This is a genomic window from uncultured Granulicatella sp., assembly GCF_963528315.1.
Lineage (GTDB): Bacteria > Bacillota > Bacilli > Lactobacillales > Aerococcaceae > Granulicatella.
This window is the reverse complement of the sequence record NZ_CAURVV010000009.1, coordinates 1-20,957: the sequence shown is the minus strand read 5'-3', so window position 1 is coordinate 20,957 and position 20,957 is coordinate 1. Positions and strand designations below refer to the sequence as shown.

The 20,957-nt window shown below is 33.2% G+C and carries 19 protein-coding genes; 3 read left to right on the top strand and 16 right to left on the bottom strand.

The window, feature by feature from the left end; translation table 11 throughout:
- Positions 1–15 precede the first annotated feature (15 nt).
- From infB to RYK07_RS03560, 14 genes are all read right to left on the bottom strand, one after another.
- A complete protein-coding gene (infB, locus tag RYK07_RS03625) occupies positions 16–2,385 on the bottom strand; it encodes a translation initiation factor IF-2 (protein ID WP_314852444.1) in 2,370 nt (789 codons plus the stop codon).
- 12 nt (positions 2,386–2,397) lie between these two features.
- Positions 2,398–2,724 (bottom strand): ribosomal L7Ae/L30e/S12e/Gadd45 family protein, encoded by a 327-nt coding sequence (locus tag RYK07_RS03620; RefSeq protein ID WP_006702590.1) that lies wholly within the window; start codon positions 2,722–2,724, stop codon positions 2,398–2,400.
- Positions 2,711–3,013, bottom strand: coding sequence for an RNase P modulator RnpM (rnpM, locus tag RYK07_RS03615; protein WP_006702589.1), 303 nt, complete (start codon positions 3,011–3,013; stop codon positions 2,711–2,713). The genes RYK07_RS03620 and rnpM overlap by 14 nt, the downstream gene beginning before the upstream one ends.
- 18 nt (positions 3,014–3,031) lie before the next feature.
- Entirely contained in the window at positions 3,032–4,141 is a 1,110-nt protein-coding gene (gene nusA, locus RYK07_RS03610) for a transcription termination factor NusA (protein WP_314852443.1), read from the bottom strand.
- A 38-nt stretch (positions 4,142–4,179) separates the two neighbouring features.
- A complete protein-coding gene (gene rimP / locus RYK07_RS03605) occupies positions 4,180–4,653 on the bottom strand; it encodes a ribosome maturation factor RimP (RefSeq protein WP_314852442.1) in 474 nt (157 codons plus the stop codon).
- 444 nt (positions 4,654–5,097) lie between these two features.
- On the bottom strand, positions 5,098–5,856 hold the full coding sequence (locus RYK07_RS03600) for an RNA methyltransferase (protein WP_314852441.1): 759 nt from the start codon (positions 5,854–5,856) through the stop codon (positions 5,098–5,100).
- A gap of 11 nt (positions 5,857–5,867) precedes the next feature.
- Complete coding sequence (locus RYK07_RS03595) at positions 5,868–6,230, bottom strand: hypothetical protein (protein ID WP_314852440.1); 363 nt, start codon at positions 6,228–6,230, stop codon at positions 5,868–5,870.
- A gap of 15 nt (positions 6,231–6,245) precedes the next feature.
- Positions 6,246–7,466 (bottom strand): DEAD/DEAH box helicase, encoded by a 1,221-nt coding sequence (locus RYK07_RS03590; protein ID WP_314852439.1) that lies wholly within the window; start codon positions 7,464–7,466, stop codon positions 6,246–6,248.
- A 9-nt stretch (positions 7,467–7,475) separates the two neighbouring features.
- On the bottom strand, positions 7,476–8,456 hold the full coding sequence (locus tag RYK07_RS03585) for a Gfo/Idh/MocA family oxidoreductase (RefSeq protein WP_314852438.1): 981 nt from the start codon (positions 8,454–8,456) through the stop codon (positions 7,476–7,478).
- Positions 8,457–8,561: 105 nt separating this feature from the next.
- A complete protein-coding gene (locus RYK07_RS03580) occupies positions 8,562–9,212 on the bottom strand; it encodes an amino acid ABC transporter permease (RefSeq protein ID WP_314852437.1) in 651 nt (216 codons plus the stop codon).
- Between the two features lie 13 nt (positions 9,213–9,225).
- Positions 9,226–10,101 (bottom strand): transporter substrate-binding domain-containing protein, encoded by an 876-nt coding sequence (locus RYK07_RS03575; protein WP_314852436.1) that lies wholly within the window; start codon positions 10,099–10,101, stop codon positions 9,226–9,228.
- 528 nt (positions 10,102–10,629) lie between these two features.
- Complete coding sequence (gene uvrC / locus RYK07_RS03570; RefSeq protein ID WP_314852435.1) at positions 10,630–12,402, bottom strand: excinuclease ABC subunit UvrC; 1,773 nt, start codon at positions 12,400–12,402, stop codon at positions 10,630–10,632.
- Between the two features lie 20 nt (positions 12,403–12,422).
- Positions 12,423–13,601 (bottom strand): iron-containing alcohol dehydrogenase, encoded by a 1,179-nt coding sequence (locus RYK07_RS03565; protein WP_314852434.1) that lies wholly within the window; start codon positions 13,599–13,601, stop codon positions 12,423–12,425.
- A 140-nt stretch (positions 13,602–13,741) separates the two neighbouring features.
- Positions 13,742–14,077: a hypothetical protein gene (locus RYK07_RS03560; protein ID WP_314112663.1), complete on the bottom strand. Its 336-nt coding sequence runs from the start codon at positions 14,075–14,077 to the stop codon at positions 13,742–13,744.
- 175 nt (positions 14,078–14,252) lie between these two features.
- Between RYK07_RS03560 and RYK07_RS03555 the strand changes: the two genes are divergently transcribed.
- The 3 genes from RYK07_RS03555 (at position 14,253) to galT (ending at position 17,577) form a co-directional block, all read left to right on the top strand.
- Positions 14,253–15,284, top strand: coding sequence for a glycosyltransferase family 4 protein (locus RYK07_RS03555; protein ID WP_314852433.1), 1,032 nt, complete (start codon positions 14,253–14,255; stop codon positions 15,282–15,284).
- Positions 15,285–15,294: 10 nt separating this feature from the next.
- Positions 15,295–15,921 (top strand): TVP38/TMEM64 family protein, encoded by a 627-nt coding sequence (locus RYK07_RS03550; RefSeq protein WP_314852432.1) that lies wholly within the window; start codon positions 15,295–15,297, stop codon positions 15,919–15,921.
- Between the two features lie 180 nt (positions 15,922–16,101).
- A complete protein-coding gene (gene galT / locus RYK07_RS03545; RefSeq protein ID WP_314852431.1) occupies positions 16,102–17,577 on the top strand; it encodes a UDP-glucose--hexose-1-phosphate uridylyltransferase in 1,476 nt (491 codons plus the stop codon).
- A gap of 345 nt (positions 17,578–17,922) precedes the next feature.
- Here the strand turns inward: galT and RYK07_RS03540 are convergent, their stop codons facing one another.
- A complete protein-coding gene (locus RYK07_RS03540; protein WP_314852430.1) occupies positions 17,923–19,380 on the bottom strand; it encodes a serine hydrolase in 1,458 nt (485 codons plus the stop codon).
- Positions 19,381–19,520: 140 nt separating this feature from the next.
- Positions 19,521–20,498: a GMP reductase gene (gene guaC / locus RYK07_RS03535; RefSeq protein WP_006702572.1), complete on the bottom strand. Its 978-nt coding sequence runs from the start codon at positions 20,496–20,498 to the stop codon at positions 19,521–19,523.
- Positions 20,499–20,957: the final 459 nt, after the last annotated feature.

The following is a 20,957-nucleotide window of genomic DNA, read 5'->3' as shown; positions in this document are numbered from 1 at the left end:
TCCATTATTTAATGATTATTTTCTTTTAATTTCAACCATTTCAAATGCTTCGATGATGTCATCTACTTTAATATCATTGTAGCCTTCAATCATAATTCCACATTCAAATCCTAATTTCACTTCTTTAGCATCATCTTTGAAACGTTTCAAGCTTGCTAATTCACCTTCGTAAATAACAATGTTATCACGGATTAAACGAACTTGACTAGAACGTTTAACAACCCCTTCAGTAACATATGAACCAGCAATTGTACCTAATTTAGATACTGTATAAGTTTCACGAACGATAGCAGAACCAGTAATTTTCTCTTCAAATTCAGGATCTAACATACCTTTCATCGCTGTTTCAATTTCATCAATAACATTATAAATAATACGGTGTAAGCGAATATCTACTTGATCAGATTCAGCTTGAATTTTCGCTTGAGGTGTAGGTCTTACGTTGAAACCAATAATAATCGCATTACTTGCTGTGGCTAAAGTAATATCACTTTCATTAATTGCCCCAACAGCTGTATGGATAATTTTCACACGTACGCCTTCCACTTCAATTTTTTGTAAGCTTGAAGCTAAAGCTTCTACAGAACCTTGTACGTCTGCTTTAATAATAACGTTAACTTCTTTCATTTCTCCATCTTTTAATGTTGAGAATAAGTTATCTAATGTAATACGGCTTGATGCATTACGTTGTTCAATTAAAGCACGTTTCGCACGTTCTTCACCGGCAGCACGAGCTGATTTTTCATCTTCAAATACTACGAAGCGGTCTCCAGCTTGTGGTGATGCATTTAACCCTGTAATTTCTACTGGAGTTGCTGGAACAGCTGTTTTTACACGACGTCCTTGGTCATTCACCATTACACGAACACGTCCGAATGTATTTCCGACAACGATTGGATCTCCAACTTTAAGAGTTCCTTCTTGAACTAATAATGTTGCGATAGGTCCTTTTGTTTTATCTAAACGAGCTTCAATAACTGTACCTAATGCTAAACGGTTAGCATTTGCACTTAATTCTTGCATTTCAGCTACTAATAAAATCATTTCTAATAATTCTTCGATATTTTGATTAAATTTAGCAGAGATTTCAACAAAGATTGTATCTCCACCCCATGCTTCAGGAACTAAACCTAAATCAGATAATTCTTGCATTACACGACCTGGGTTAGCAGCTGGTTTATCAATTTTATTTACAGCAACAATAATTGGAACATCTGCAGCTTTCGCATGGTTAATCGCTTCGATTGTTTGTGGCATTACACCGTCATCAGCAGCAACTACAATAATTGTAATATCTGTGATATCCGCACCACGAGCACGCATTGTTGTAAATGCCGCGTGACCTGGTGTATCTAAGAATGTAATTGGTTTGCCGTCAATTTTAATTTGGTAAGCACCAATATGTTGTGTAATTCCTCCAGCTTCTCCAGCTACTACAGAAGAATTTCTTAATTGGTCAAGTAAAGTTGTTTTACCATGGTCAACGTGTCCCATGATTGTAACTACTGGAGGGCGAACGGCATGTGAGTCGCTCTCAGCAGCTGCTTCTTCAAAGTATACATCTAAATCAGAAATATCTTTTTCGATTTTTTCTTCAGCATCCATACCATAGTCTGCTGCTAATAATTCAATCGCATCTTTTGATAATCCTTGATTTAATGTTGCCATTACTCCTAATAAGAATAATTTTTTAATAATTTCTGCTGGTTCACGTTTAATCTTTTTAGCTAATTCAGCAACTGTCATTCCATCTGTATACACTAATACATCTGGTAGTTCATGGAATTTACGTGCTGGAACTGCTGGTTTTTGTTCAGCATTCTTTTGTTGTTTACGGTTATTTTTTTGATGACGATTTTTCTTGTTAAAGTTTTCTTGTTGATTACGTTCGCCACCACGTTTTTGATTTCCACGTTTGAAATCATTATTCTTCTTAGATTCACGATGATTTGAATATGATTCTTCATCATGAGATTGATGTTTTGGTCCTTTGTTTGCTGCTTTTTCTTGTTTTTGCATAAATTCCTTCTTATGTCCATTTTTATTTTGATTTGGTTGATGATTTTTATCCTGTTGTTTTGGTGAATGTGCTGGTTTATGTTCCGCTTTTTTCACTTCTTCTTTTTTTGCAGTTTCCTTCTTAGGTTCCGCTACTTCTTTTTTCGCCTCTACTTTTTTAGACGCAGGAGTTTCTTTCTTTTCAACAACTTTTTTTGGAGCTTCTTTCTTCGTTGAAATGGAAGCTTTAATCTTTGAAACTTCTCCATCTTCCATTGTTGACATATGGCTGTTATAAGTAATGCCTAATTGTTTTGCTTTTTCGATAATGTCCTTACTAGGTAGTTTTAACTCTTTTGCAAGTTCATATACACGTGTTTTTGACATACGTTCACCTTCCTATTCGTTCATATCGTTAAATCCTTTCATCTTCATCAGACTTTTTGTAAAACCTTGATCAGCAATTGCGATAATCGAACGTTGTTTTCCAATCGCCTGAGAAACTTCTTCTGTTGTAAATTGCTGAATAAAAGGGATTTCATAATATTCACATTTATTTTTGATTTTCTTTACGGTATTCTCACTACTATTTGTTGTACAAATAACGAGATTCACTTTTTCTTTTTGAATACTTTGCAGTACTTGCTCTTCTCCAGATATTAGTTTACGAGCACGAGTCGCCATTCCTAATAAATTGAGAGCTTTCTTTTTATCAATGCTTTCCATCACTAAATAACTCTTTTCTAGCTTTTTGGTGATCCACATATTGCAATAGTTCTTCATAGAAACTATCTGGGATTTCGATTTCTAATTGACGTTCAAATAAATGATTCTTCCACGCTTTTTCAACAAGAGTCGGTTCTAATGTAATATAAGCTCCTCTTCCATTGACTTTTCCAGTAGGATCAATTTGAGCGACACCTTCACTGTTACGAACAATCCGTACCAATTCTTTCTTAGGCATCATTTCTCCAGAAGCTATACAACGACGCATTGGAACTTTTCTTTTTTTCATAAGATGCCTCCTTCTTGATTATTCTTCAGTTTGAACTTCTTCACTTGAAGCTTCTTCAACTGTAGGTAATTCTGAATCTAATTGGTCTAAATATTCTTGATAAGCTGATTCTGATTTAATATCAATACGGAATCCTGTTAATTTAGCTGCTAAACGAGCATTTTGTCCACGTTTTCCAATTGCTAATGATAATTGATGATCTGGAACTACAACGATGCAGCTATTACGATCTGAATCAAAATCTACTTTCACAACTTGTGCAGGATTTAATGCATTCGCAATGTATACAGATGGATCTTCGTTCCATTCAACGATATCCATATTTTCCCCATTTAATTCATTTACGATATTTTGAACACGTTGACCACGAGGTCCTACGCAAGTACCAACTGGATCTAAGTTCGTATCTCTAGAGCGTACCGCAACTTTCGCGCGATCTCCAGCTTCACGAGCGATAGAAACAATTTCTACAACTCCTTCGTAAATTTCAGGAACTTCTTGTTCAAATAAACGTTTTAATAAATCTGGATGTGTTCGACTTACGAAAATTAACGGACCTTTAGTTGTGTTATCAACTTTAGAAACTAATACTTTAATACGTTGATCTGGTAAATATTCTTCTGTAGGAATTTGATCTTGTTTCGTCATTCCTGCAACAATTTTACCTAAATTCACATATACATAACGGAAATCTTGACGGTCAACAACACCTGTCATAATTTCATTTTCGTATTCGATAAATTCATTATAAATATTTGTACGTTCAGCATCTCTTAAACGTTGCATAATCACTTGTTTCGCTGTTTGAGCAGCAATACGTCCAAAATCTTTTGGAGTTATTTCAAAACGAATTTTATCTCCAACTTCATAAGCTTTATGTAATTCATGAGCTTCTTCAATACTCACTTCAAGCGTTGAATCAAATACATATTCCACAACTTCTTTTACTGCGTATACATGCATTTTTCCTTTTTTAGCATCAAATTCAACTTCAACATTTTGTGCTTGTCCATAGTTTTTCTTATAAGCAGAAACAAGAGCCGCTTCTAAAGCTGTAATGACAACTTCTTTAGAAATCCCTTTTTCTTCTTCAAGAATATTTAATGCTTTAATCATTTCTTTACTCATAATGTGACTCCTTTGTCAAAAATGTTTCTAATTGATTCCTAGAATTGAATCGCTAATCGAGCTTTTGCAATATTTTCACGTACAATCGTAACTGATTTTTTACGTGTTTTAATTTTCACTTCTAAAGTCACTGACTCATCAGTTACTTCCGTTAAAAATCCTTCTAAAAACTTCTCGCCTTCAACTTGTTGATAGAATGATAAATGAACATACTGTCCAATCGCTTCTTTCAAATCTTTCTCAGTTTTCAGAGGACGTTCAGCACCAGGAGAAGATACTTCAAGGAAATACGCTTGAGGAATCGGATCTGGATTTTGTGCATCTAATAATTCACTAAATTTTTCACTCATAAACGCACAATCATCTAAATCAATTCCACCTGGTTTGTCAAGGTAAAAACGTAAAAACCAATTTTTCCCTTCTTTTACAAACTCTAAATCGACTAATTCAAACCCTTCTGCTTCAATAACTGGCAAAGCGAGTGTTGAAACTAATTCTGCTACTTTACTCATAGATAACCTCCTTTACATAACTGCGTAAAAAGAGTGAGCATTCCTGCTCACTCTCCTTTCCACGTCATCTTAATTCATAAATAGTATAGCACAGATAAAAATATCAATCAAACAAAATGCTCAAACGAATGAGCGAAACAATAATGGGACTACTACCAAACTAACTAACAAGCTTAAATAGCACCCAAATAGGCAGACAGCGCAAAGCGCGCCTCTGCCACACGAAAAAACGTTAATGAGATTTCCGTACTCCACATCCTAAACGTACCCTCATGTTATGACCGAAAAAACATGGGATTGGGCGCCGTTGTGAAAATGAAAGTACTCTATACCAGAGTACTTTCATAGGCAATTTTTGAGACCCTAGGCTCAAAAATTAGCCATGAGACTTGCTTCGCAAGGCTGCTGGCGGCCTCACAACCCCAAGCGCAATCCCAAACCAATTTAAATTCTCGTTTGGTACATAAGTACCCCACTAGCAATCGCTACATTCAACGATTCCGCTTGACCAAACATAGGAATCTGAATGATACAATCCGCAGAATCAATCAATTCGTCACGAACGCCATTTCCTTCATTTCCAACAACAATTGCAACAGATTCTCTACCAGTTAACCATTTGAAATCTTTTGCATCACGATGAAGTGCTGTTACAGCAATTGGAATGCCATTTTCTTTTAACTTTCCATACACATCACTTAAATTCTCATGATAAATCGCTACATGAAATTGGCTTCCTTGCATGGAACGAACGACTTTATCATTATATAAATCCACACAGCCTTCTCCTAACACAACAGCATCAAATCCTGCAGCATCAGCAGTACGAATAATTGTTCCTAAATTACCAGGATCTTGGACAGCATCTGCTAAAAGATAACGTCCCTTAGGAACTTCAACCAATGTTTTCTTTTCTAATGGTACAATCGCTAAAATACCTTGATTCGTTTGAGTCATCGATAACTTCTCAAACACTTCTTTAGAAACAAACATTGTAGGATAGCTTTTTGTCCATTTTTCATAAAGATGAATCGTGTCCTCACTCACCACTAAACGTTGAATTTGAATATTGGATTGAATCGCTTCTTCTACCAAATGTTCTCCTTCTAATAAATAGGCTTCTAATTTTTTTCTACCTTTGGAAGTTTGTAACTTTTGATAATTTTTAACCATTGCATTTTGATGCGAACGAATAATTTCCATGTCCGTCTCCTTTATTGTTCCATCAATACTCGGAACAGTTTTAATTGTTCTTTTTGATTTGAAAAATATTTAGAACGATGAGGGATTTCAAATTGAAACTTTTCTCCCTCTACTTCAAAACTTAATTCATCATTTGATAAAAATTTCTTTTGATATTGTACTTTCTCTACTCGTTCAACAGGAAATAGTAGCGGTCTTGTATCAGAAAAAGTCGCATCATCTTTTAATTCAAAAAATACACATCCCATTGAAGACCAATAACAAATAGCATTTTCTTCATGGATTAATCTTTTAACTTGAATCAACACTGCTTTCTCTTCATAGGGTAAATGATATTCTTCTAAATGATTTTTCAAAAACTCCAATGTAAGCATCTAAGAAACTCCTTTTTACTTTTTCTTTCCTAATAATTTTTTAGGTTTAAAGGATTTTTTATCTTTTGCTGGATAAGATTTTTTAGCGGATCCTTTTTTATCTTTTGGTTTATAAGGTTTCTTTTCCACTACTTTTTTCTTTTGAGCAACTTGTAGTTGACTCGAATGAACTTGGAATGCTTCTAGTTTTACATCAGCTGGAATGAGTTTTTTCAAGTCTCTCACTTCTTTTTCTGTAACAAAAATAATGACTAAGCCACCTTTTCCCATTCTTCCAGTTCTTCCTGAACGGTGAGTATATATCTCTTTATTTTCAGGTAAATCATAATGAATCACTACTGGTAAATCTTCAATATCTAATCCACGTGCTGCCACATCCGTTGTTAATAAAATAGGAACTTCTCCTTTTTTAAAGGCTTGAATGGCAGCTTTACGATTGATTTGATTTTCATTACTCGTTAGTAAAGCGCATGGAATATTGTGGTATTGTAATTTCTCTGCTAAAATTCCTGCATTTGCCAACGAATTTACAAACACTAAGGCTTGATATTCCTTCATATTGGCAAACTTTCTTAACAATTCATCTTTTTTTCGAACAGGAGATTCAATATATACATGTTTTACATTCCCATTTCCTGCCATTTTTTGTTCATTTTCTACCCATTTTGGTGTCATATTAATCCATTGGTGAATAGATTCTAATATTTCATTTTTAGTGGCTGAAAAACAAATCATTTGTCGTTGTGATGGACATTTTTTAACGAAAGAACGAGTTTGTTCTAAATGTTCTTGCGCTAATAAATAATCCGCTTCGTCTAACACTAATGTTTGAACTTTGTGTAGTTTTAATTTCTTTTGATTTGCTAATTCCGTTAATCGACCCGGTGTACCAACAACTAATTCTGGTTTTTTCTTTAGGTTCTCAATTTGACGTTTTACATTAGCTCCTCCAGCTAAAACTAACATCGTTAATTCTGGCAATTTCCATTCACGTATCACTTCACCAATTTGTTGTGCTAACTCTTGACTAGGTACTAAAATGACTGCTTGTAATTCATGATTGACTTCAATTTTTTCTAATAACGGTAACAGATAAGCTAATGTTTTCCCTGTTCCAGTTGGAGAAACTGCTACAACATCTTCCCCATTTTGAATCAATTCCTTTGTTGCTTCTTGAATCGGTGTTAATGCTTTAAAACCTTTTTCATTCCATTTATTTTGAATATATTCTTTCATGATTTCTCCTTAATTAAATGTAATTCCTGCTGAATTTCTTAATGCTTCAATCACTTCTAAAACATTTCGACTGATTAATTTACTTTGTTCATATTGTACTAGTGATTCTGGTGTACGTTCTAAAATGTTAGCAAAAGCAATAGCTTCCCATTCTAATGGATTTTTACGCAGTTCATATTCCTTTGTTTCTTGAACTTCACTCATATAAAGAGTTTTTACTTCTTTAATTTCTTGGCAATCATTGATTTGTAACGTTTCTTTTCCAAAGTAGATTTCTTGAGGAAGACATACGTTCAACACTTTTCCTACAAAAATTGTTACATCAAATGTTGGATACGCCAACGATACGATTCCTTGTCCATCCGCTTGATTCTCTAATTTACGAGCTTGATAATGAACATTTTCCGGCATTCCAAACCAACTAATCGCATTGTAAATAGGATAAACTCCTAAATCCATTAAGGCTCCACCACCTGAAGCTAATGAAAATGAACTTGCAACTTCACCTTTTAAAAATGCATCATATTTTGAAGAATATTTTGCATAAGATAAAACCGCTCCTTTTACTTTATCCATTCTAGGAGCAATGAATTTGCCAATTTCTTGAAAGGCTGGCTCGTAATAATGACGAATAGCCTCCATTACGAATAAGTTTTTTCCAGCCGCTAATTGATGAACTTCATCCCACTCTTCAACAGATAAAAAGGATGGTTTTTCAACAATAATATTTTTCTGATGTTCTAATAATTGTTTTGAATAGTCACCATGAGTATGGTTTGGTGATCCAATATAGACAACATCCCAATTTTCTAATAAAAATTCATTCCATTGATTTGTCCAAGAAGGAATCTGATGTTTTGTGGCAAATTCTTCTGCTTTTTCAATTGTTCTACTATATACAGAAACTACTTCAAAACTGTTTGTTTGTTGGACTGCTTCCACAAAAGAAGAAGATATCCACCCTGTGCCTATAATCGCTAATTTTTTCATGATCACCACTCCTTTTCTTCCTGGATAGTCTATCATATTTTCCTTAAAATCTCTAGCAATCCTCGTTGCAAGCAAAAAGAGGCTGGAAATCCAACCTCTTCATCTTTAATATAATGATAATCTTTTTTCTAAAATTTTCTGACCTTGTTCAAACACTAAACAGATGCACCAGTAGATTAAAGCTACTAAAATATACATCGTCATATAGTCGAACTCTCGTCCTCCAACAATTTTAGCATTTTGAAAAATATCCGGTACCGTAATCATTGCTGCCAATGATGTTCCTTTAATCATATCTAATAACACATTACTTAAAGGTGGAACTGAGATTCTAAACGCTTGAGGAACAATGACTCTTCTTAATGTTTGAAAATAATTCAATCCTAAGGAAGTAGAAGCTTCCCATTGTCCATAGTCGACTGCATCAATAGAAGAACGTAATACTTCACAAATATATGCACTACTTGCAATACTAAAACATAAGATTGCACAGACTAGAGCTGGAAGTTGAATTTTTAAATAAGGTAATCCGAAATATAATAAGAATAAAAATACTAATGTAGGAGTTCCTCTCATAAAAGAAACATGGAAATTAGCAATCATTCTTAAAATTCTTATGTTCGAACGTTTCATTAAAACAAACATGAAACCTAAGATTGTTCCAAAAATAAAACTTACTCCAGCAATTCCTAATGTATATTGTAAACCACTTAATACAAAGGAAAGACTATGAATCGCTAACTTAAGATTAAACAATCGTCATCGCCTCTTATTCTACATCAGAAAAATCAATTTTTTCTAATTTCAAGTCTTTTGGTTGAGTTACATCTTCACCAGCAAAGAATGTTTTAGAAATTTCAGTTAAAGTTCCATCTTCTTTCATTGATTTTAATGCTTCATTGAATTTTTGTTGGATAACGTCATTTCCTAATTTAATAGAGAAGCTTGCGCTATATGGGTTTGCATAAACACCTTCGTTAATTTTAATTGGGAAAGTATCTTTACCGAATGCTACTGCAATTTTTTGTAAATAGTAGTCATTTATGATAACATCTGTACGACCATTTACTAAATCTGACATATAAACATCATTTGTAACATTGTCATAGATGACTAATTCTGCACCTAATTTTTTAGCAATTTTCATATAGTTTGTACTTGCAGCACCTGCAGCTTTTTTACCTTTTACATCAGCCCAAGAATAAATTCCTGAATTGTCGCTTTCACGAACTACCATTGATGTAAATGAATATTTATGAGGTTCAGTACGTAAATATTTATCAATATATTTTGAACCTTCTTCGATTGAGTAGTTCGCAATATCCACTTGACCGCTATCTAAAGCTGTTAACATTCCGTCAACACCCATTTCAGTGAAGTCAACTTCTAAGTTTAAGCGTTTAGCTACTTCTTTTACGATTTCAACATCATAACCAGTTAAAGAGTTGTCTTTATCTGTATGGAATGATTGTGGATATAAAGTACCCGCTGTTGCAACTTTAATCTTTCCTGATTTTTCAATTGCATCCCAATTCTTTTGTGCTTGTGATACAGTATCTTTGCTTGTAGTAGTACTTGTTGAAGTAGAACAAGCTCCTAAAAATAATGTTGCAGCAACTGCACTTAGTTTAAACCATTTGTTCATGATTTTACCTACCTTTTTTCATATATTTTTGACTAACATAAAATAGCACATACTGAGAAGGAAATCAATCATTTTTTACTATTTTTGTAAAAAAATATAACAGATTGAAAAATCTGTTATATAAACACTTAAACATTATTGAAACTTTTTATAACAATTAAAGGTACAGATTGGAACACATGGGATTTATCGCAGTTGTGAAATATCATGAGACTCGCTTTGCGAGGCTGCTGGCGGCCTCCCCCCCCAAGAGAAAGCCCTTTATTATATTCCTAATAGGCAAACAGCGCAAAGCGCGCCTTTGCCACACGTAAGAACATTAAGGATATTCACGTAAAGAACATCCTAAACGTATCCAAAGTTAATGAATGAAACTCATGGGATTTATCGCAGTTGTGGTATAAAAGCTTCCTGACATCAGGAAGCTTTTAAGGCAACATTTGAGACCATAGGCTCAAATGTTAGCCATGAGACTCGCTTCGCGAGGCTGCTGGCGGCCTCACAACTTTCAGAGAAATCCCTATAATTCTATTTAACTGATTCTTTGATTCTCTTTGCCACTTTCTCAGAAATTCCTAGTTTTTGAATCTCCTCGACTGTTGCCTCCTGGATTCCCTTCATCGTTTTAAAATGCTGTAATAATTTCGTACGAGTTTTTGGTCCAACTCCTTCAATGTCATCAAGAATCGAAGAAAAAGCATTTTTACTTCGTACTTGACGATGGAATGTAATCGCATATCGATGGACTTCCTCTTGAATTCTTTGTAAAAGATGGAAAGCTTGACTCGTTGGATCTAATTCAATTTGTTCATAATCTTCCCCATACAGTAAATGAGCAGTCTTATGTTTCTCATCCTTTACCATTCCGGCAATCGGAATATATAATCCAAGTTCATCTTCTAAAACTTCCATCGCAGCTCTCATCTGAACTTTTCCACCATCCATCAAAATTAAATCCGGTAAAGGTTTCTGTTCTTTTAATAATCTAGAATATCGTCTTCTAACAACTTCTTGCGTCGTTAAAAATTCATGACTCCCTTGTACGGTCTTAATATTGAATTTTCGATAACTTTTCTTCTCTGGTTTTCCATCTCGATAAACGACCATTGCTGATACAGGATTTGTCCCTTGAATATTCGAGTGGTCAAATGACTCAATGACGCTTAATCGACTTAAATCAAGTGCTTTTCGTAATTGTTCCACTGCACCTAATGTTTTTTGCTGACTATTCTCATCAATCTTGAATTTCTCCAGTAAAGCTACTTCACTATTTTGTGTCGCTAAATCAAGCATTCGCTTCTTCGGACCTCTTTGAGGAGTTAAAACTTTGACTTCTAATACTTCAGCTAGTAACTCCTTATCAATTTCTGCTGGTACTAATATTTCTTTTGGCAAAATATGATTTTGTTCTTGATAAAATTGTACGATAAAAGATGTTAATTCCTCTTCCGCTGAATTATAAATAGGGAATAAAGCTGCTTCTCTCTTAATAATGGTTGATTGTCTGAGTAAGAAGACTTGAATAGAAATCCATCCTCTATCCATATAAAATGAGAATACATCACGATTTGTAAAGTCTTGAGACATAATATGCTGTTTCTCTACGGTTGTTTCGATATATTGAATTTGATTTCGATAATCAATCGCTCGTTCAAATTCTAATTGTTCTGAAGCTTCATCCATTTTCTTTTGCAAATCTTGCTTAATTTCTTTTACATCACCTTCAAGAAAACGTTGAATTTTTTTCTTTTGTTGTTGGTAAATTTCTGGTGAAACTTCATGATCGCAACAGCCAATACATTGCCCTAAATGGTAATAGAAACAAGCACGTGTTTCATTCTTTCCACATTTTCTCAATGGATAAATCTTTTGAATCAATTGTTGAGTTTCTGTTGCAGCATAAACATTCGGATAAGGTCCAAAATACATGCCTCCATCTTTTTCAACAGTACTTGTAATCACTAGTTGAGGATCTCGCTCATTTGTAATTTTTAAATAAGGATACATCGTTCCTTGTTTTAATTTAATATTATAATAAGGTTGGTATTTCTTAATTAAATTAATTTCCAACAGTAATGATTCTTTATTCGTTTTTGTGACAATAAATTCAAAATGATGAATTTCACTCACTAATTTTTCAGTTTTAGTATTATGTGCTCCACGGAAATAGGAGCGAACTCTATTTTTTAAGTTTTTTGCTTTACCAATATAAATAATTTCATCCTCTTGATTTTTCATCAAGTAGCATCCTGGTAAATCAGGCAATTGTTTTAACTTTTCTTCAATTAATTCACTTGCCATCTTTTCGCTCCCTTCCCATTCTATAATGCAGTTTGATATATGATTCTTGCATCTCCTAATTCTAAATTATGATGCTCAGATAAATGAATTTTCTCGTGACGTCCTAAGCCTTCCACTAATGCTTCAATCACTGATTCATCTAATGAAACATCTTTAAAGCGAATCGGTGCTCCTAATGATGAAAAGAATTCTTCTGTTTTTTCAATGGCACCATTGACGATTTCTTCAGGTGTTCCTGACAAATCCCAAACTCGTTTTCCATATTGAATCAATTTGTCCCATTTTTGTTCTTTACGAACTTTCATCATAGCTGGTAATACAATTGATAATGTACGTCCGTGGTCGATTCCATGATTTAATGTAATTTCATGTCCTAAAGCATGAGTTGCCCAGTCTGTCGGTACTCCTGCAGAAATTGTTCCATTTAATGCATTTGTAGCACACCACATAAAGTTCGCTCTAGCTGCAAAGTCATGATTTTCTTCATCAATGACTGTTGGTGCAATTTCAATTAATGTTTGTAAAATCCCTTCTGCATATCTGTCTTGTAATTTTGCATCTACAGGGTATGTTAAATAGTTTTCCATCGTATGAATAAAGGTATCTAAAACCCCATTGACTAATTGACGTTTTGGTAATGTATAGGTTAATTCAGGTTCCAATACTGAAAATTGAGGGAATGTTACATCTGGTCTAAAACTTACTTTTGCTTTTAATTCTACAAAGGTAATTACCGCTCCACTATTCATTTCTGAAGCAGTTGCAGGTAATGTTAAAATCGTTCCAAACGGAACAGCCTTTGTAACAGGAAGCCCTTTTCCAAATCCGCCTCGAAACATATCTAATGGATTACCATCGAAAACACTTGCTGCAGCGACAAATTTTGTTCCATCAATGACAGAACCTCCACCAATCGCTAGTAAATAAGTAAAACCTTCTTCTTTTACTCGTGCAACAGCTTTGATTAATGTTTCGTAAGTTGGGTTTGCTTCGATTCCTCCAAACTCATCCCATTCACGATTTCCTAATGCTTGGACAGCACGATCAAAGGCTCCATTGCGTTTAACGGAACCTCCTCCATATAAAATTAATACTTTAGCATCTTTTGGAATTTCTCCATCAATGTCCTTAATACGATCTTTTCCAAATAAAATTTTTGTTGGGTTTCTAAATGTAAAATTACGAATTCCTAATTCCATAGTATCTCCTACCTTTCTATTTGATGATATCAAGCTCTAGTTGTAGAGGCAAATCACACGACTTAAAAAGAAAAAAACTCCTGCAGGAATTTCCAACAGGAGTTGTTACAGATTACACTTCATCCATTATTTAAAATATCTTATTTGAAATAAATTTCTAAATATTTATCCAATCTCTCGGCTGAAATTTCTTTTTCTAATTTTGATATTTCAGTTGGACTTAAACTAATCTCGCCATGACATACACCAGCTTCATCATATGCAACAATTACTTCGCCAATGTCTTCCCGTTGTTCTCTTTGAACTTTTGCAAAGTGCTGTAGTAAAGTTTGTTCTACTTCGGTCGCACAATGCTCACGTAATAGGCAAAAATGTTCTGCAATTGCTGTTGGGATATAGTAACAATCCACTAATGTCATTGCTTCTTTTGAATTTTTAGATGCTTTACCTTTAGGTTTATTTTTTTGACGCTTCATGAATAACCTCTCTTGATTTCTCTTCATCTAGTATACAAAAAAATCATCCATAAGGCAAAAAGTTATCGTTAAAATTTTTAAATATCAAAACTTTTTTAAGATTTCAATAGCTATTTTCCAAATTGTTAATTTCATGGTAGAATAGTAAACGAAATTGTTTCTTAAAGGAGTCAATATGTTAACGATCAATATGCTTACACGAGCAGATAGTGTAAAAGGACAAGGTGTTCTATCTGCTACAGAAGAACAAATTAATCTCGTAACAGAAGGTCTAAAAGACTATCAAGTCGTAGTGAATCAATTAAAAACATATGATATTACTCATATTCATACGATTAATCCAGATTTTTTAATTAAATCTGTTATCACAAGACAAAACCGTCCAATGATTGCTTCTGTTCACTTTTTACCGGAAACTTTAGAAAAAAGTATTTCCTTACCTCGTCCGATTAAAGAATTATTTTATAAATATGTTCTTCAATTTTATAAACAAGCAGATTATTTAGTAACCGTTAATCCACGTTTTATTGAAGATTTAGAACATTATGGAATTCCAAAAGAAAGAATCACTTACATTCCAAACTTTGTATCACGTGATACTTTTTATAAAATTACGGATTGTTCAAAAGCCACTCTACGAGAATCTTTTGGATTAGATCCAGATAAATTTACCGTTGTCTCTGCAGGACAATTACAAATGAGAAAAGGTGTTTTAGAATTTATTGATTTAGCGAAAAAAATGCCAGATATCCAATTTGTATGGGCAGGTGATTTTGCATTTAAAGGTATTTCAGAAGGTCGAAAAGAAATTATGGAACATATGGATGAATTACCAAGTAATGTTCATTTCTTAGGGCTTGTAGAACGCAATCGTATGAATGAGTTCTTTAATATGGGAGATGTAATGTTACAACTTTCATTCGAAGAGTTATTCCCTATGACGATTTTAGAATCCATGAATGCAAATATCCCATTATTATTAAGAGATTTAAGAGAATATCGCCCTATTTTATTTGATTATTACTTAAAAGGAAATTCTCAAGTACAATTCCAAGAAATTTTACGTCAATTACAACAAGATGAGGCTTTCTATCAAGATGCTTGCGAAAAATCTAAAAAAGGAGAACAATTCTACTCTAAAGAAAATGTACTCCAACAATGGCAAGCCTTTTATGATAAAGTAGCTGTAGAAAACCATTTGAAATGAAGGAGAATTTATGACTGAAACACAAATTAAACAAGGTAAGCCTTTATCTCCCTTTGCACAAAGAATGATGCATGCTTCTTCAGTTGCTGGAGCAATTGCCACAGTTATCTTTTGTATTTGGGCTTATCAAAAAGGGTTGTTTACTTCCCAAGAAGCACTTAGCGAATACATGCAACGTGCGGGCATTTGGGGTCCACCTATTTTTATCTTATTACAAATTTTGCAAACCGTTATTCCAATTATTCCAGGTGCTTTAACAAGTATTGCTGGAGTCTATATTTACGGAATGTTTATTGGAAATGTCTACAACTATATCGGTATTATCATTGGTTCCATTATTGCTTTTCATTTAGCTCGAATTTATGGACAACTATTTGTAAAATCAATGGTGAACGATAGCACCTATCATCGTTATATCGGATGGCTAAATCGTGGAAATAAGTTTGATTACTTCTTTACGTTTATGATGGCTTTTCCCGTTTCACCAGATGATTTCCTATGTATGCTTGCTGGTTTAACAAAAATGAGTTATAAAAAATTCATACTGATTATTTTAATTTGTAAACCAATTACTTTGGCGGCATATACTTACGGATTAACAGCGATTATTGATTATATTTGGGCTTTTTTCAAATAAATTTTGAGTTTTTTGATTTTTCAAACTATTTTTAGTTTTTTTGCTAAAAATGGTTTGTTTTTTTATACTTTCATTTTATAATAGGCTTATATAAAAGCCGTTACATTTTTATGGGGAAAGAAATGATAACGATTGCATTTTTTATATAAAATAACGAAATGGGTTAGGAGAAAAAGGAATATGTATCATAGTATTACAAATTTTATTGAAAAAGCTAAACTGGAAAAATTATTAGATCCAGTTGACGAAATTTATACAACAAATCAATTACTTCATCTATTAAAATTAGATGATTATAAACCTACTGATATTTCACAAGATCAATTGCCAGCTTTAGAAGATTCGGTAGATGAAATTATTGAATTAGCAATTGAATTAGGAGTCATTGAAGATATTTTACCTGAAAAAGAAGCGTTTGAAGCAGCTGTTATGAATTTATTGACCCCTCTTCCATCCGTAGTAAATGAAAATTTTTGGAAAAATTATAAAGAAAATCCAGAAAAAGCAACTGATTATTTTTATGAATTAAGCCAAAATAATCACTACATTCAAACAAGAGCGATTGCTAAAAATATTCAATTCCCATATTCTGGTAAATATGGCACTTTAGAAATTACAATTAATTTATCAAAACCTGAAAAAGATCCAAAAGCAATTGCTCAAGCAAAATTGGTAAAACAATCTAGTTATCCTGCTTCTCAATTAACAATGACAAACGAAGGATACTATGGACGTTTTAACCACCCTGCTCGAAGTAATCATAGAATTATTCGTTTAGAAATTAATCATGAAGACTGGGGATTCCAGTATTCTCCATATTCTTATTTTAATGAACATTCTATTTTCTTAACGCAAGTACCTCGTCCGATGCAAATTACAGAACGTTCATTTGAGAATTTAATGGATATTTTACGTCAGTTTCCTCACTATTTTGTTGGATCAAATGCTGATTTACCAATTGTTGGTGGCTCTATTTTAGTCCACGATCATTATCAATCTGGTCGACATGTATTTCCAATGGATGTTGCTCCAATTTTAGAAAATTACACATTTAAAGGATTTGATGGAACTGTTTCTCGGTTACATTGGCCTTTATCTGTAATTCGACTTGCAAGTAAAGATACAAAACAAATTGTTCAATTAGCAACTCATATTTTAGAAAAATGGAGAAATTATTCAGATGAAGATTCTGATATTTTAGCATTTACTGGTGAAACTCCTCATAATACGATTACTCCAATTGCACGTGTTCGTGATGGTATTTATGAATTAGATTTAGTGCTTAGAAATAATCGCACGACTGAAGAATATCCAGATGGCATTTTCCATCCTCATGTGGATGTACATCCAATTAAGAAAGAAAATATTGGTTTAATTGAAGTGATGGGGTTAGCGATTCTTCCTCCTCGTTTAAAAACTGAACTAAAAGAAGTTGAAAACTACTTACTTGATCAACCTCATCAAATGCCTGAAATGCATGAAAAATGGGCGAATGAAATTAAAGACCAGGAAGAAATTACAACTGATAATGTTGAAACTTTGATTCGACAAAAAGTTGGTGAAATTTTTGAACGTGGTTTAGAAGATGCCGGCGTCTTTAAACAAACAACCGAAGGACAAGAAGCATTTGGAAGGTTTATCGATTCCTTACAGTAAAATATAATTTTTAATTGCCTTTTCTGGTATAGTAGCAAAAGGACGGCAGTAGCCTCGCTACAGCGAGTCTCTTGCCTAAAATTCGAGCCTATAGTCTCGAATTTACCTGTACTAGAAACCAACTGGTTTCTAGTACTCATGCTACTATGAAAAGGCATTTTTGGTTATATGACATAAATACGTTTTTTATGGCTTCTGATATTTCTGCTACTGCAAAAAGTATTTTGTTTTCTTGTCATATACTCTTTTATGTTTTTACGTAAAAGAACGCCCAGCTAAAGCTGTCTCATACCTAAAAGTTATTTTGTATACAAAAAACGATTTCCAAAAGGAAATCGTTAATCATTACTTTCTAATAATAAATACGATTGAAACAATAATCGCACTAATTACACATGCTAATCCAATAATAATTGCACCTAATAAAATTGGTTTATCAGAAAGACTTAATAAAAATTCTTCAAAATTAAAAGTTAATTCTGATTTAGCTTCTGCAGTTGTATTTTGTTTATTCTCTTTATTTTCTTTTACTTCTTCTGGAATAATAGTTACTGGATAAGCTAATGGTTCAATTTTTGATGTAATACGAGGAAGGTCTGTTTCAATGACAATCTTATCCTCTTTTAAACTAAATTTAGGTGTTTCGCCAATTCGAACTAAATTTTTAATATCTTTATCTAATTGAACTTTTACACCATCAATGGTATGTTCTCCTGCTTTTAACACAGTTTGCGTTTCATATTCAGAAAAAGCTTTTTTCAATAATCCATTTCCTATTTGGTTCTTAAAGAAAGAACTATTATCTTTATCTTCCCAAGCTCCAACTCCTAAAATAACTTGAATAAAACGAGTATCTTCTTGTTTAGCAGTCAATAAATGGTTAAATGCTGCACTTGGACTTGAACCTGTCTTAAATCCATCTACTCCTGGAAATCCTTGGTACATTCCTGGGATAGAACTATTATAAGTGTAAAACGATTCTTCATAAGGTGTTCCCACCATAACCGTAATTAATGGATTTTTTGTAAAGTTTGTAATTTCTGGAAAATCTTTTAAGAAATGATATGCTAAAATTGCTAAATCTCTAGCAGTTGTCTGATTATATCGATTATTATTATAACCTTCTGGTGTATAGTATCCTCTAAATGCTGAAGCTACTGCTCCACTAGCATTATTGAATTTTGTATTTTCCATGCCCCATTCTTTAAATTTAGCATTCATTTTATCTAAAAACTCAGTATCTGATAACCCTGTAGCTCTTGCTACCATCAGTGTGGCAACATTGGAAGACGGATAAAACATCATATACAATAATTCTTCAATTGGATAATCCACACCTGCAACAATAATATTATTACTAATTTCTCCAATCGTTGAAATCGCTCGATCTTCTTCTGTTGCAGTGACAATTGTATTTAATGACAACTTGCCTTCTTTCATCGCTTCAAAAGCCATATATGCAGTCATCATTTTAGAAATACTTGCCGGATCCCATGGTTGATCAATATTACTTCCGAATACAATTTCTCCCGTATCTGCATCGACCATAATAGTACTTTCTGGTCTATACTGTTCTTCAACACCATATCCATATTCCGCAATTGCTTCCATTACATCTTGTCTAAATGGAATAGCAACCGTTGTTTGTTCAGTTTTATCTTCTTGTTGGGTTGATTCTGTTTCTACTGTTGTTTCTTGCACAGCCTCTGTTGTACTTGAATCATTTTCTTCTGCTAAAATAGCACTTGTACATAATAGTGAAGCCATAAGGAAACTTAATCCCAAAATATTTTTTATTTTCACGAATTATCCTCCTCTATCAACTTTTTTATTCTACCCTTTTTTGAAAGAATTAGCAAAAAATCTTACTAAAAAAATAAAGAAAAAACGATTCAACATCACTCATTGAATCGTTTTTAGAATTCAGAATAATAAAAATCGTTTTAAATAGAATCTCCATTAAAAATTGAATTTTTTACAATTACATAATCCACTTTACGAATTGATTCTAAGTCTGAACCACCTGCATATGAAATTGATGATTGTAAGTCTTGTTGCATTTCTACTAAAGTATCTTTTAATGATCCTTTATAAGGAACAATAATTTTTTTCCCTTCAACATTTTTACGTTCGCCTTTTTGGAATTCAGATGCACTACCGAAATATTCTTTGAATCGTTCTCCATTAATTTCAACTGTTTTACCTGGTGATTCTTCATGACCAGCAAATAATGAACCAATCATTACCATTGTTGCACCGAAACGAATTGATTTCGCAATATCTCCGTGAGTACGAATACCACCATCTGCAATAATTGGTTTACGGGCAGCTTTTGAACACCAACGAAGAGCTGCTAATTGCCAACCACCTGTACCAAATCCTGTTTTAATTTTTGTGATACATACTTTACCAGGTCCAATACCTACTTTTGTGGCATCTGCACCAGCATTTTCTAATTCACGAACGGCTTCAGGTGTACCAACATTCCCAGCAATTACGAATGTTTCTGGTAAATGTTCTTTTATGTGTCCAATCATATCAATAACTGAATTCGCATGGCCATGGGCAATATCAATGGTAATATAATCTGGAATTAAATTTTTCTCTTTTAATTCTTCAATAAATTCATATTCATGAGGTTTTACACCCACACTGATTGAAGCAATAAGATTTTTTTCATGCATTTTTTTAATAAATGGAATTCTTCCTTCTTCATCAAAACGGTGCATAATATAAAAATATCCATTTTCTGCCAAAAATTCTGCAACTGATTCATCAATAATCGTTTGCATATTCGCAGGTACTACAGGGATTTTAAAAGTGTGTTTCCCTAATTGAACAGTTGTATTGCATTCTGAACGACTATTTACAATACATTTATTCGGTACTAATTGAATATCTTCATAATCAAAAACTTTCATTTCAAACATGAGGTAACCTCCTTAAATAAGCATTTGTTTCATATCTGTTACCACGAAATATTTTAACTTATTTTGACTAAAATGTAAATAAAAAAACTGTGTTTTATGAACATTAAAACCTACAAGATTTGCATTATGTACTAAAACACGAACAAAATAATTGAAAAAGTAAAAAAATGACTTTCTAAAGTAGAAATTTTAGCCATGAGATTCAATTGAGAACCTGCTAGCATCCTTGCTATATAAGAAAAGTCATATACCTAAATCATTTTAACCGTTTTAAATTTTATGACAAAAACAACAAAGACTTTCCAAAGTAGCAGTAGTAATAGAAGCCTGTTTGGCTTCTATTACTGGAAAATTTGAGACCAAGGCTCAAATTTTAGGCATGAGATTCGCTAGCGTGTAGTGACCCCAAAAAGTTAGACTTTTTTGAGACGACTTAAGTCGTCTCTTTTT

Bases quoted from the DNA above. Each gene is read 5' to 3' on its own strand.
- infB (WP_314852444.1), bottom strand. From the start codon at position 2,385: ATGTCAAAAACACGTGTATATGAACTTGCAAAAGAGTTAAAACTACCT.
- RYK07_RS03620 (WP_006702590.1), bottom strand. From the start codon at position 2,724: ATGGAAAGCATTGATAAAAAGAAAGCTCTCAATTTATTAGGAATGGCG.
- rnpM (WP_006702589.1), bottom strand. From the start codon at position 3,013: ATGAAAAAAAGAAAAGTTCCAATGCGTCGTTGTATAGCTTCTGGAGAA.
- nusA (WP_314852443.1), bottom strand. From the start codon at position 4,141: ATGAGTAAAGAAATGATTAAAGCATTAAATATTCTTGAAGAAGAAAAA.
- rimP (WP_314852442.1), bottom strand. From the start codon at position 4,653: ATGAGTAAAGTAGCAGAATTAGTTTCAACACTCGCTTTGCCAGTTATT.
- RYK07_RS03600 (WP_314852441.1), bottom strand. From the start codon at position 5,856: ATGGAAATTATTCGTTCGCATCAAAATGCAATGGTTAAAAATTATCAA.
- RYK07_RS03595 (WP_314852440.1), bottom strand. From the start codon at position 6,230: ATGCTTACATTGGAGTTTTTGAAAAATCATTTAGAAGAATATCATTTA.
- RYK07_RS03590 (WP_314852439.1), bottom strand. From the start codon at position 7,466: ATGAAAGAATATATTCAAAATAAATGGAATGAAAAAGGTTTTAAAGCA.
- RYK07_RS03585 (WP_314852438.1), bottom strand. From the start codon at position 8,456: ATGAAAAAATTAGCGATTATAGGCACAGGGTGGATATCTTCTTCTTTT.
- RYK07_RS03575 (WP_314852436.1), bottom strand. From the start codon at position 10,101: ATGAACAAATGGTTTAAACTAAGTGCAGTTGCTGCAACATTATTTTTA.
- uvrC (WP_314852435.1), bottom strand. From the start codon at position 12,402: ATGGCAAGTGAATTAATTGAAGAAAAGTTAAAACAATTGCCTGATTTA.
- RYK07_RS03565 (WP_314852434.1), bottom strand. From the start codon at position 13,601: ATGGAATTAGGAATTCGTAATTTTACATTTAGAAACCCAACAAAAATT.
- RYK07_RS03560 (WP_314112663.1), bottom strand. From the start codon at position 14,077: ATGAAGCGTCAAAAAAATAAACCTAAAGGTAAAGCATCTAAAAATTCA.
- RYK07_RS03555 (WP_314852433.1), top strand. From the start codon at position 14,253: ATGTTAACGATCAATATGCTTACACGAGCAGATAGTGTAAAAGGACAA.
- RYK07_RS03550 (WP_314852432.1), top strand. From the start codon at position 15,295: ATGACTGAAACACAAATTAAACAAGGTAAGCCTTTATCTCCCTTTGCA.
- galT (WP_314852431.1), top strand. From the start codon at position 16,102: ATGTATCATAGTATTACAAATTTTATTGAAAAAGCTAAACTGGAAAAA.
- guaC (WP_006702572.1), bottom strand. From the start codon at position 20,498: ATGAAAGTTTTTGATTATGAAGATATTCAATTAGTACCGAATAAATGT.